This is a genomic window from Microcella sp. (assembly GCF_051860105.1).
Classification (GTDB): Bacteria; Actinomycetota; Actinomycetes; order Actinomycetales; family Microbacteriaceae; genus Microcella.
On the sequence record NZ_JBHYEO010000041.1, the window covers coordinates 1 to 12,052 of the forward strand.

General features: G+C 70.6%; 11 protein-coding genes. 10 read left to right on the forward strand and 1 reads right to left on the reverse strand.

Features of this window, described 5'->3' with window-relative positions; all coding sequences use genetic code 11:
- The coding region (gene gabT / locus ACTIE9_RS13095) for a 4-aminobutyrate--2-oxoglutarate transaminase (protein WP_439566007.1) at window positions 1–1,312 on the reverse strand (1,312 nt) is incomplete at its 3' end.
- Between the two features lie 56 nt (window positions 1,313–1,368).
- On the opposite strand from gabT, the gene ACTIE9_RS13100 reads away from it, so the two are divergent.
- The 10 genes from ACTIE9_RS13100 to ACTIE9_RS13145 form a co-directional block, all read left to right on the forward strand.
- Complete coding sequence (locus ACTIE9_RS13100; RefSeq protein ID WP_439566008.1) at window positions 1,369–1,872, forward strand: OsmC family protein; 504 nt, start codon at window positions 1,369–1,371, stop codon at window positions 1,870–1,872.
- A gap of 67 nt (window positions 1,873–1,939) precedes the next feature.
- Complete coding sequence (locus ACTIE9_RS13105; RefSeq protein WP_439566009.1) at window positions 1,940–2,911, forward strand: FKBP-type peptidyl-prolyl cis-trans isomerase; 972 nt, start codon at window positions 1,940–1,942, stop codon at window positions 2,909–2,911.
- Between the two features lie 64 nt (window positions 2,912–2,975).
- Window positions 2,976–4,055 carry a 1-deoxy-D-xylulose-5-phosphate reductoisomerase gene (dxr, locus tag ACTIE9_RS13110; RefSeq protein WP_439566010.1) on the forward strand — a complete coding sequence of 360 codons (1,080 nt, stop codon included), beginning with the start codon at window positions 2,976–2,978 and terminating at the stop codon, window positions 4,053–4,055.
- Between the two features lie 75 nt (window positions 4,056–4,130).
- Window positions 4,131–5,456: a M50 family metallopeptidase gene (locus ACTIE9_RS13115; RefSeq protein WP_439566011.1), complete on the forward strand. Its 1,326-nt coding sequence runs from the start codon at window positions 4,131–4,133 to the stop codon at window positions 5,454–5,456.
- Window positions 5,457–5,506: 50 nt separating this feature from the next.
- Window positions 5,507–6,655, forward strand: coding sequence for a flavodoxin-dependent (E)-4-hydroxy-3-methylbut-2-enyl-diphosphate synthase (gene ispG / locus ACTIE9_RS13120; protein WP_439566012.1), 1,149 nt, complete (start codon window positions 5,507–5,509; stop codon window positions 6,653–6,655).
- A gap of 115 nt (window positions 6,656–6,770) precedes the next feature.
- Entirely contained in the window at window positions 6,771–7,742 is a 972-nt protein-coding gene (locus tag ACTIE9_RS13125; protein ID WP_439566013.1) for an LPXTG cell wall anchor domain-containing protein, read from the forward strand.
- 354 nt (window positions 7,743–8,096) lie between these two features.
- On the forward strand, window positions 8,097–9,866 hold the full coding sequence (locus tag ACTIE9_RS13130; RefSeq protein WP_439566014.1) for a proline--tRNA ligase: 1,770 nt from the start codon (window positions 8,097–8,099) through the stop codon (window positions 9,864–9,866).
- 100 nt (window positions 9,867–9,966) lie between these two features.
- Window positions 9,967–10,962 carry a transcription termination factor NusA gene (gene nusA / locus ACTIE9_RS13135; protein ID WP_439566015.1) on the forward strand — a complete coding sequence of 332 codons (996 nt, stop codon included), beginning with the start codon at window positions 9,967–9,969 and terminating at the stop codon, window positions 10,960–10,962.
- Window positions 10,963–11,064: 102 nt separating this feature from the next.
- Window positions 11,065–11,343, forward strand: a complete 279-nt coding sequence (locus ACTIE9_RS13140) for a YlxR family protein (RefSeq protein ID WP_439566016.1) — start codon at window positions 11,065–11,067, stop codon at window positions 11,341–11,343.
- Between the two features lie 75 nt (window positions 11,344–11,418).
- A partial coding sequence (locus ACTIE9_RS13145; RefSeq protein WP_439566017.1) for a translation initiation factor IF-2 N-terminal domain-containing protein occupies window positions 11,419–12,052 on the forward strand: 634 nt, incomplete at its 3' end.

The following is a 12,052-nucleotide window of genomic DNA, read 5'->3' on the forward strand; positions in this document are numbered from 1 at the left end:
CGCTGATGGTCAGCGGCGGGAGGAAGCGGATCACGTTGCCGTAGGTGCCGGCGCTCAGCAGCAGGACGCCCTGCTGGGCGGCCGCCGCGACGGCGCGCGACACGATCGCGGCGTCGGGCTCGTGGGTCTCCGGGTCGAGGAACTCGATCGCGAGCATGGCACCGATGCCGCGCACCTCACCGATGCGCGGGTGCTTCGACTGCAGGTCGAGCAGCAGGGGCATGAGAACCGACTCGATGCGCCGGGCGGCGCCCAGCAGGTCGCGCTGCTCGATCTGCTCGAACACCGCGATCGCCGCGGCGCAGGCGACGGGGTTGCCCCCGTAGGTGCCGCCCAGGCCCCCCGCGTGCGAGGCATCCATGATCTCGGCGCGCCCGACGACGCCCGCGAGCACCATCCCGCCCGCGATGCCCTTGGCCGTCGTGATCATGTCGGGCACGATGCCGAAGTGCTCGCTCGCGTAGTAGGCGCCGGTGCGGGCGACGCCCGACTGCACCTCATCGGCGACGAAGACGATGCCGTTGGCGCGGCACCAGTCGACGAGCGCGGGCAGGTAGCCCTCGGCCGGCACGATGAAGCCGCCCTCGCCCTGGATGGGTTCGACGACGAGGCAGGCCAGATCATCGGCCCCGACGCGCTTCTCGAGGTACGAGATGGTGCGCTTGGCGGCCTCGGCCCCCGACAGCCTGTCGTGCAGGGGGTATGAGCTGGGGGCGTGGTAGACGTTGCTCGCGAACGGCCCGAAGCCCAGGTTGTAGGGCATGGCCTTGAAGTTCATGGCCATGGTGAGGTTGGTGCGACCGTGGTAGCCGTGGTCGAGCACGGCGACGCCCGCACGACCGGTGTGCTTGCGCGCGATCTTGACGGCGTTCTCGAGGGCCTCCGCGCCCGAGTTGACGAGCACGACCTTCTTGTCGTGGTCACCCGGGGTGTGCTGCACGAGCAGCTCGGCGACCCGCACGTAGGGCTCGTAGGGCGTGACGGTGAAGAGTGTGTGGGTCACCTTCGCCACCTGCTCCTGAACCGCGGCCACGACCGCGTCGTTCGTGTGGCCTGCGCCCATGACCCCGATGCCGCCGCCGAGGTCGATGAAGTGGTTGCCGTCGACGTCGACGACGATGGCGTCGTGCGCCCGGTCGATGTACACGGGGAGGGCCGTGCCGACACCCGCGCTGACGACCGCGAGGCGACGTGCGTGCAGGGCCTGCGACGCCGGGCCGGGGATGGCGGTGACGACGCGGCGCTCTTGGGCGACCGCGGGGGCCGACCCGTGCGAAGACAGTGATGCGGGCGCAGGAAGAGTGTCAGTCATGGTGGGATGAGTGTACTCCCGGCCTCTGCGTCGGAGCCGGGTCGAGAGGAGACTCCATGGCGCACGATCACCACCACTACGCGATCGCGATGCAGTGGACGGGGAACCGGGGCGAGGGCACCGCGACGTACCGTTCGTACGGGCGCGACCACCGCATCCACGCCGAGGGCAAGCGGCACGAGATCGAGGGATCGAGCGATCGCACCTTCCGGGGCGACGCGGACCGCTGGAACCCTGAGGAGCTCGTCATCGCGGCGCTCGCGCAGTGCCACATGCTCAGCTACCTGCACGTCGCGGCCGTCAACGGAATCGTCGTGGTCGACTACCGCGACGAGGCCACCGGCACGCTTCAGCAGGAGGGCGACGGCGGCCGGCTCATCGAGGCCACGCTGCGTCCGGTCGTGACGCTGGCCGCTCACCACGACGACGAGGATGCGCGCCGGGCCGAGGCCCTGCACCACCGGGCGAGCGAACTGTGCTTCATCGCCAACTCGGTGAGCTTCCCGGTGCATCACGAGCCGACGACGCGACGGGCCGCGGAGGAGGACGGCACGACGTAAAGCCGAGTCCAAGACACGGCGTGGGAGACTGGTGCTTTCGTGCCCGTTCCATCGTGAGGACTCTCCCGTGCGCCGCCGTTCCGCTCTGCTCTCCTCCGGCCTCAGCGCCGCTCTGCTCCTCTCGCTCGCCGCGTGCGCTCCGGGCGGGTCCGCCCCCGCCGACGGCGACTGCGCTCCCGCGGGCACGGCATCCGACGCGGTCAGCGTCGAGGGCGTGTTCGGCGAGGTGCCCACGATCGAGTTCGACGGCCCGCTGATGCCCGACGCCACGCAGCGCACCGTCATCGAGCAGGGCGAGGGTGACGCCGCCGCGAACGGCGACACCGTGGTCATCGAGTACACGGTGCTCAACGGCGAGACGGGCGCCGAGCTCGCGACGACGGGCTTCACGGGCGAGAACGCCGAGCGGTTCCCGATCGACACCGCGAGCGCTCAGCTCGTCGGCTTCTCGCTGCTGCTCGACTGCGCGACTCCGGGCACCCGCCTGGCTGGCGTCATCCCGCCCGTCGAGGGCTTCGGCGAGCAGGGCGTGCCCGAGCTGAGCCTGACCGGCAGCGAGTCGTTGGTCTTCGTCATCGACGTGGTCAGCATCGTGCCGCCGGCCCTCGAGCGCGCGGAGGGCGAGGCGCAGGAGGCGCCCGAGGGCTTCCCGACCGTCGAGCTCGCCGACAACGGCGCACCCACGATCACTCTTCCCGAGGGCGAGCCGTTCACCGAGTTCGACCTCGCCGTGCTCATCCTTGGCGACGGTCCGGTGGTCGAAGACGGCCAGACGGTCACCGTGCACTACACGGGCATGAACTGGAACACCGGCGAGATCTTCGACTCGAGCTGGGAGCGCGGCACGACCGCCGACTTCCCGACGAGCGGCGTCATCCAGGGCTTCCGTGACGCGCTCGTCGGCCAGACGGTGGGCTCGCAGGTCATCGCGATCATCCCGCCCGACCTCGGCTACGGCCCGTCGGGCGGCACGCCCGACGGCTCGATCGGGCCGGACGACGTGATCGTCTTCGTCGTCGACATTCTCGCGGCGTCCTAGCCGCGGCCCGCGGGGTCGACTCGGGGCACCGGATGCCCTGCCGCGGTCGGGCATGATGAACACCATGCGCGACATCATCGTCTTGGGCTCCACGGGCTCGATCGGCGTCCAGGCCCTCGAGGTCATCGCCGCCAACCCGGAGCGCTTTCGCGTGGTCGGGCTCGCTGCGGGCCGCAATCGCGAGCTCGTCGAGGCCCAGGCGCGAGCCCACTCCGTGGAGCACGTCGCCCTCGGCGCCGAGGCCGCGGCGCAGCTCGTGCGCGACGTGCACTGCGATGTGGTGCTCAACGGCATCACCGGGTCGGTCGGTCTCGCGCCGACGCTCGCGGCGTTGCAGGCGGGGCGCATCCTGGCCCTGGCGAACAAGGAGAGCCTCATCGTGGGCGGCTCGCTCGTCACGAGCCTCGCGGCTCCCGGGCAGATCGTGCCGGTCGACAGCGAGCACTCGGCGATCGCGCAGGCGCTGCTCGCGGGCGAGCACCACGAGGTGCGCCGGCTCGTGCTGACGGCGAGCGGGGGGCCGTTCCGTGGGCGCACGCGTGCCGAGCTCGCTGGAGTGACGCCCGCCGAGGCGCTCGCGCACCCGACGTGGGACATGGGCCGGGTCATCACCACGAACTCGTCGACGCTCGTCAACAAGGGGCTCGAGATCATCGAGGCGCACCTGCTGTTCGATGTGCCCTACGACCGAATCGAGGTCACGGTGCACCCGCAGTCGATCGTGCACTCGATGGTCGAGTTCGTCGACGGTTCGACGATCGCGCAGTGCTCGCCCCCCGACATGCGCCTGCCGATCTCGCTCGGGCTCGACTGGCCGCACCGGGTCGCGGGCGCGGGCGCTCCGCTCGACTGGAGCACAGCATCCACCTGGACCTTCGCGCCCCTCGACGACGAGGCGTTCCCCGCGGTCGCTCTCGCCAAGCGCGTGGGAGAGGCGGGCGCGACCTTCCCGGCCGTGTTCAACGCCGCCAACGAGCAGGCCGTGCACGCCTTCCACGACGGCGCACTGGGCTACCTCGACATCGTCGATACGGTGCGCGCCGTCGTCGACCGCCACGAGCCGCACCCGATGACGCTCGACGGCGTTCTCGAGGCCGAGGAGTGGGCGCGCCGCGAGGCCGACGCGCTCATCGCTCGCGCGTAGCGCGTTCCCCGCTCGTGGCGGGCGCATAGGCCGCGCCCAGCAGCGGCCGGGCCCCCGGCGCTAGAGTGACCGCTCGTGGAGACCGTGCTGCTGTACATCGTCGGAATCCTGGTCGTGGTCGTCGGGCTCATCGTCTCGATTGCACTGCACGAGCTCGGCCACTTCGTGCCGGCGAAGCTCTTCGGCGTGCGCGTCGGCCAGTTCATGATCGGGTTCGGCCGCACGATGGTGTCGTGGCGCCGCGGCGAGACCGAGTACGGCTTCAAGTGGATCCCGCTCGGCGGCTACATCTCGATGGCGGGCATGTACCCGCCCGTCGCCGGCCAGCGGGCCCGCGCCGCATCGACGGGCTTCTTCGACACCCTCGTGCAAGACGCGCGCAGCGCCTCCGCCGACACGATCCCCGAGGGCGAGGAGCACCGCACCTTCTACCGACTGCCCGTCGGCAAGCGCGTCATCATCATGCTCGGCGGCCCGTTCATGAACCTCCTGATCGCGATCGTGCTCTACGCGATCGTGCTCATGGGCTTCGGTGTCGCCCAGCCCTCGACGACGCTCGGCAGCGTCAACGAGTGCGTGCTCCCGGCCACGAGCGAGCGGCAGGAGTGCGCGCCGGGCGACCCGCTCGCCCCCGGCGCGGAGGCCGAGCTGCAGCCGGGCGACCGGATCGTGGCGATCGACGGCGAGCCGATCGATTCGTGGGATGCCGTGCTCGCCATCGTGCGCGAGGCCGCGGGGGAGCCGCTCACGGTCGAGGTCGAGCGCGATGGTGCCGCGGTGCGCACGAGCGTCACGCCCCTCCTGACCGAGCGCTACGTGCTCGACGACCGCGGCCGCGTGGTCGAGGGCCCCGACGGCGAGCCGCTGACCCAGCAGGTCGGGTTCGTCGGCATCGCGCCCGCCTACGAGACCGTGCAGCAGCCGGTCACCGCCGTGCTGCCCGCGGTGGGCGACAACATCTCGGCCGTCGTGGGCATCATCCTCAACCTGCCGCAGCGCATGATCGACGTCGCGCAGGCGGCCTTCGGGCCGGAGGAGCGCGACCCGAACGGTCCGATCAGCGTCGTCGGCGTCGGCCGCATCGCGGGGGAGATCGCGAGCATCGACACGATCCCCGTCGTCGAGCGCATATCGTTCCTGACCGGCCTGCTCGCCTCGCTCAACGTCGCGCTGTTCGTCTTCAACCTGATCCCGCTGCTGCCTCTCGACGGCGGGCACGTCGCCGGTGCGCTGTGGGAGGGGCTGCGGCGCTGGTTCGCGAAGCTGCGCGGCAAGCACGACCCGGGCCCGATCGACACGGCGAAGCTCGTGCCCGTCACACTGGCGGTCGTGCTCGTGCTGGGAGTCATGAGCGCGCTGCTCATCTACGCCGACATCGTCAAGCCCGTCACACTCTTCTAGCGCACGCATCCGCGCGGTCCGAGCACAGGCGCGGGTCGTACACTGGGGGCGTGCCTGCTGTGAATCTCGGAATGCCCAAGGTCCCTGAGACCCTCGCCCCCCGCCGCAAGACCCGCCAGATCAAGGTCGGCAAGGTCATGGTGGGCAGCGACCACCAGGTCAGCGTGCAGTCGATGACGACGACGCCCACGACCGACATCAACGCGACGCTGCAGCAGATCGCCGAGCTGACCGCCACCGGCTGCGACATCGTGCGCGTCGCGGTGCCGAGCCAGGACGACGCGGATGTGCTGCACATCATCGCGAAGAAGAGCCAGATCCCGGTCATCGCCGACATCCACTTCCAGCCGAAGTACGTCTACATGGCGATCGATGCGGGGTGCGCCGCAGTGCGCGTGAACCCTGGCAACATCCGCAAGTTCGACGACCAGGTGGCCGAGATCGCCAAGCGGGCGAAAGACGCCGGAGTGAGCATCCGCATCGGCGTGAACGCCGGTTCGCTCGACCCGCGTCTGCTGCAGAAGTACGGCAAGCCGACCGCCGAGGCGCTCGTCGAGAGCGCCGTGTGGGAGGCGAGCCTGTTCGAGGAGCACGACTTCCACGACTTCAAGATCTCGGTCAAGCACAACGACCCGATCGTCATGGTCAAGGCCTACCGCCAGCTCGCCGAGCGCGGCGACTGGCCGCTGCACCTCGGTGTCACCGAGGCCGGCCCCGCCTTCCAGGGCACGATTAAGAGCGCCACGGCCTTCGGCATCCTGCTGAGCGAGGGCATCGGCGACACGATCCGCGTCTCGCTCTCGGCACCGCCGGCCGAAGAGGTGAAGGTGGGCCTCAAGATTCTCGAGAGCCTGAACCTGCGCGAGCGCAAGCTCGAGATCGTCTCCTGCCCCTCCTGCGGGCGGGCCCAGGTCGATGTGTACACCCTCGCGGAAGACGTCACGAAGGGCCTCGAGGGCATGACCGTTCCGCTGCGCGTCGCCGTCATGGGCTGCGTCGTCAACGGCCCGGGGGAGGCCCGCGAGGCCGATCTCGGCGTCGCCTCCGGCAACGGCAAGGGCCAGATCTTCGTCAAGGGAGAGGTCATCAAGACCGTGCCCGAGAGCGAGATCGTCGCGACCCTCATCGAGGAGGCGAACCGCCTCGCCGCGTCGATGCCGGATGCCCCCGTCGGGTCGCCGGAGGTCGTCACGGCCTGATCGGCGCGCGGCGCGCCGGTGCGAGGATCGTGCCTGGTGTGAAGTGGTTTCATACTCTACGCTCGGCATGATGCCGTCGTCCGCGACGGTCCCGTTGACCCGAGAGGCCACCCCCGTGATCCGTACGTCTCGACATGTCCTTGGCGCGAGTGCTGTCGCTCTCGCGGCCGCGCTCGCCTTCGCGCCCGCCGCCGCCAACGCCAACCAGCCGATCGACGAGCCGCCGGTCCTCCGGCCGGCCGCGGCGCCGCTCAACAACCCGCTCGAGCCGGGCACGTACCCGGGCGACACCGTCGACGGCCCCGTCATCGTCGTCTTCTCGAACGACTCCTTCACCGATCCCCTCGAAGAAGACTGGGACATCACGACCGTCCTCCTCCCCACGGCGAGCGAGATCCGCGTCACCGATGGTGGCGACGGTTCGGCCGGTGTCTGGACGACCCTGCTGACCGGCGCCGATGTTCTCGTGCTGCCCGAGGGCGGCAACTGGGAGCCCGGCGGCACGTCGGCCATCAGCGACGCCGCGCTCGAGGTCATCCGCACCTGGGTGTCGGCCGGCCGACTGATCCTGGGTACGGGGTCGTACACCCACGGCGATATCGTCAGCGAGCTCACGGGCGTCGACTTCACGAGCGAGTTCGGGAACAACACCGGAAACGGTCCGTGGCAGCGCGTCTCCTCCGACGTCTCGCTCCCTGCCGAGGTGCCGAACGCCAACTACGCGGGCGGCCTGAGCGACTACTCGATGTTCTCGGTCGGGCAGAAGGCCCTCATCACGCCGGTCTACCAGAGCCTCGCCAACGACAGCCTCGGCATCGCGTCGTTCCGCATCGGCACGGGCGCGTACCTCTACCAGGCCTACGACTGGTTCCCCGACCCGGAAGAGCTCGACAACGGCGTTCGTGACGTGTGGAACGGTGCACTCGTTCTCGCTGCCGGTGGTGACCTCACCGACCCGGTTGTGCCCGACCCGGAGCTCGCCGCGACGGGTACCGACCTGTCGTCGACCATCACTCTGGGTGCGGGCGCGCTTCTCCTCGCCGGCATCGCCGTTCTCGTGATGGCCCGTCGGCGCGCTCAGGCGTGACCTTCTGACACCGCTCGACTCGACGCCCCTCGCCTTCTCGGCGGGGGGCGTCGCTCGTGTCCCCCCATCGGGGGACTGACCCCCGTTCCGCGCCCGTCACTACGCTGAACCCAACGGCCGGGGGAGCCGACTGGCGGCACCGGGGGGGCGGTGCTCGACCCGCGAGGGTCGTACAGGGGGGTCTTCCGTCGTGCGGGTTTCCCGTCGCGCGACGTTTCGCGAGACGGGAAGGGCCTGCGAGCGATCCAAGCCCCCCTTGCCATCGCTCGCAGGCCTGTTTCCATTCTGGCCCCCGAACGGGGGGCATCGCGACCGTGAAGCTGACGGCATGTCGCCGCCCAGTAGTCTTTCCCGGTGACCACGCGCCTCTCGCAGCTCTTCCTCCGCACCCTTCGCGACGACCCGGCTGATGCCGAAGTGGCGAGCCACCGGCTCCTCGTGCGCGCCGGGTACATCCGTCGCCAGGCGCCGGGGGTCTTCGCCTGGCTGCCGCTCGGTCTGAAGGTGCGCCGGCGCATCGAGGCCGTCATCCGCGAGGAGATGGCGAACGCGGGCGCGCAGGAAGTGCACTTCCCCGCCCTGCTGCCGCGCGAGCCCTACGAGGCGACCGGCCGCTGGGAGGAGTACGGCGACGGCATCTTCCGGCTGAAGGACCGCCGCGGCGCCGACTACCTGCTCGCCCCCACGCACGAAGAGGTGTTCACGTTGCTCGTGAAAGACCTCTACAGCAGCTACAAAGACCTGCCGCTCGCGATCTACCAGATCCAAGACAAGTACCGCGACGAGGCGCGTCCGCGCGCCGGCCTGCTGCGCGGCCGCGAGTTCTCGATGAAGGACGCCTACTCGTTCGACATCGATGACGCGGGGCTGGATGCCGCGTACCAGGCTCAGCGCGACGCCTACGAGCGCATCTTCACGCGTTTGGGGCTCGAGTACGTCATCGTGCAGGCCGACGCGGGCGCCATGGGCGGTTCGCGCAGCGAGGAGTTCCTGCACCCCACGGCGATCGGCGAAGACACCTTCGTCCGGTCGGCCGGCGGGTACGCGGCCAACGTCGAGGCGTACCGCGTGCCGCTCGCCGAGCCGGTCGACGCCGCAGGGGAGCCCGCGGCGGCCATCCACGACTCTCCCGAGACCCCGACGATCGCGACCCTCGTCGCCCTCTCGAACGAGCGCTACCCGCGCGCCGACCGGCCGTGGGCGGCGGGTGACACGCTCAAGAACGTCGTGCTGCGCCTCACCCACCTCGACGGCACGCGCGAGCTCGTCGTCGTCGGCGTGCCCGGCGACCGCGAGGTCGACCTCAAGCGCGCCGAGGTGGCCTTCGCGCCCGCGACCGTCGACGCCGCCACCGACGAGGACTTCGCCGCGGCGACGGGCCTCGTGAAGGGCTACATCGGGCCCTGGAGCCCGAGCGGCCCCGTGCTCGGAGAGACGTCGACCACGGGCATCCGGTATCTGCTCGACCCTCGTGTCGGCGACGGCACCGTGTGGATCACCGGCGCCAACGAGCCCGAGAAGCACGTGTATCACCTCGTGGCCGGGCGCGACTTCGTGGGCGACGGCCGCGTCGACATCGCCGAGGTGCGCGCGGGCGACCCCGCGCCCGACGGCAGCGGCCCGGTCGAGCTCGCGCGCGGCATGGAGATCGGGCACGTGTTCCAGCTCGGCCGCAAGTACGCCGAGGCGCTCGGGCTGCAGGTGCTCGACGAGAACGGCAAGCTCGTCACCGTGACCATGGGCTCGTACGGCATCGGCGTCACCCGCATCCTCGCCGTCATCGCCGAGAACGCGCACGACGAGAAGGGGCTCATCTGGCCCCGCGAAGTCGCGCCGTTCGACGTGCACGTGGTCGCCGCGGGGCGCGACGAGCTCGCCTACACGGTCGCCGAGTCGCTCGTGAGCGAGCTCGACGCCGCTGGCTTCGACACCCTGTACGACGACCGGCCGAAGGTCTCCCCAGGCGTGAAGTTCGGCGATGCCGAGCTCATCGGGGTGCCGCTCGTCGTCGTCGTCGGTCGCGGGGCGGGGGAGGGCGTCGTCGAGTTCTGGAACCGCGCGACGGGCGAGCGCTCGGAGATCGCCCTGCACGAGGTCGTCGACCGACTGCGCGCGACCGCCTGAGCCGGGAGCACGACCCGCGGGGGTCGGGTATCGTGGGGGCTCGCACTGCGCGCGCCACGGTCGGCCGCGCGGTCTCAACCGAATAGCGGAGGCACCCCACGTGGACATCGACCTGAGCATCCTGAGGATGATGGAGCGCGAGCGGGAGATCCCGTTCGACGAGCTCGTGCAGATCATTGAGCAGGCCATCCTCACGGCCTACCTGAAGCACACCGACCGCGACGAGCAGCGCGATGCCGACCAGCCGCAGCCGCGCGTCGAGCTCGACCGCAAGACCGGGCACGTCACCGTGTACGTGCCCGAGTTCGACGATGAGGGAATGCTCATCGGCGAGGCTCCCGACAGCCCCGACGACTTCGGCCGCATCGCCGCCTTCGCCGCGAAGCAGGTCATCAACCAGCGTCTTCGCGACATCGGCGACGACCGCGTTCTCGGCGAGTTCAAGGGCCGCGAGGGCGACATCGTCGCGGGCGTCATCCAGCAGGGTCCCAACCCGCGGATGATCCACATCGACCTCGGCGCGGTCGAGGCCATCCTGCCGCCGGAAGAGCAGGTTCCCGGCGAGGAGTACACTCACGGCAGCCGCATCCGGGTGTACGTGACGAGTGTCTCGAAGGGGCTCAAGGGTCCGCAGATCACGGTGAGCCGAACCCACCCGTCGCTCGTGCGCAAGCTGTTCGCGCTCGAGGTTCCCGAGATCGCCGAGGGTGTCGTCGAGATCACCGCGCTCGCCCGCGAGGCCGGCCACCGCACGAAGATCGCGGTGCGCTCGCTCCAGCCGGGCGTCAACGCCAAGGGGGCGTGCATCGGCGAGCTCGGGCAGCGCGTGCGCGCGGTCACGGCCGAGCTCGGCGCGGAGAAGATCGACATCGTCGACCACAGCGACGACCTCGCTACCTTCGTCGCCAACGCCCTGTCGCCCGCGAAGGTGACGAGCGCCTTCGTGATCGACCCGGCGACGAAGGCCGTGCGGGCGCTCGTGCCCGACTACCAGCTGTCGCTCGCGATCGGCAAAGAGGGCCAGAACGCTCGCTTGGCTGCCAAACTGACGGGCGCAAAGATCGATATTCAGCCCGACTCAGTGATGGACGAGTAGCTCGGGGCTGAATCTCGATCTTTGCGCCGCAGGCGGGAACGCATCGCGTTCTCGCCGAGGAGTCGGCGTCCGGAACCCGTAGGCGCAACGGAGGGGGCTACAATGGAACCCGTCAGAACCTGCCTCGGCTGTCGCCAGCGAGCACCGCGATCCTCTCTCGTGAGGGTGGTGGCGCGCGACGGAGCGGTCGTGGTGGATGCCCTGGCCCGGTTTCCGGGGCGGGGTGCGTGGGTGCACGGCACTCGCGACTGCGTCGAAACCGCCACTGTGCGGCGGGCCTGGGCCCGCGCGCTACGGGTGGCGGGTCCGCTCGACACGGCATCGGTCCTGACGACCATTTCATCGTCCGAAGAAAAGGCTGATCGGCACATGGACAACTAATGAGCGGCTCGAAATGAGTTCCGTCCAGCACTAATGGTCTGCCCCTGCCTGGGTGCGGACCCAGACAGGAGAATTGTGGCTGCGAAACCACGCGTGCACGAGATCGCGAGCGAGCTCGGCATCGAAAGCAAGGTCGCCCTCGAGAAGCTCAAAGAGCTCGGCGAATTCGTCAAGGGTCCGTCCTCGACGATCGAACCCCCCGTCGCGCGCAAGCTGCGTGCGGCACTGGAGGCCGAAGGCATCACGGCGCCCAAGGCGGCCGCCCCGGCTCCCGCCGCCAAGGCTCCCGCGAAGCCGGCTCCTGCTCCGGCCCCCGCTCCGGCTCCGGCCGCGCCCGAGCCCGAGGCTGCCGCTCCCGCCGCGCAGCCCGAGGCCCCGGCGGCGCCCGCCGCGACCGACGGCGAGGGCGACGCCGTCGCCCGCCCGGCCGCCGCATCCGGCCAGCCGCGCCCCGGCAACAACCCCTTCGCCTCGCAGCAGGGCATGGCCCGCCCGGGCACGCCCCGCCCCGGCAACAACCCCTTCTCGTCGACCCAGGGCATGCCGCGTCCCGGCGGCGGCGCCATCCCGCGTCCGAGCGCCCCGCGCCCCGGCGCTCCCCGCCCCGGTGCTCCGCGCCCTGACGGTGCCGGTCGTCCCGGCGGCCCGCGCGCACCGTTCCAGCAGCGCACCGGCGGCCCCGGCCGCCCGGCCGGCGCGGGCGGCGGCT

What these genes read in the sequence shown, in the direction of transcription:
- ACTIE9_RS13100 (WP_439566008.1), top strand. Translation starts at nt 1,369, where the DNA reads ATGGCGCACGATCACCACCACTACGCGATCGCGATGCAGTGGACGGGG.
- dxr (WP_439566010.1), top strand. Translation starts at nt 2,976, where the DNA reads ATGCGCGACATCATCGTCTTGGGCTCCACGGGCTCGATCGGCGTCCAG.
- ACTIE9_RS13140 (WP_439566016.1), top strand. Translation starts at nt 11,065, where the DNA reads ATGGAACCCGTCAGAACCTGCCTCGGCTGTCGCCAGCGAGCACCGCGA.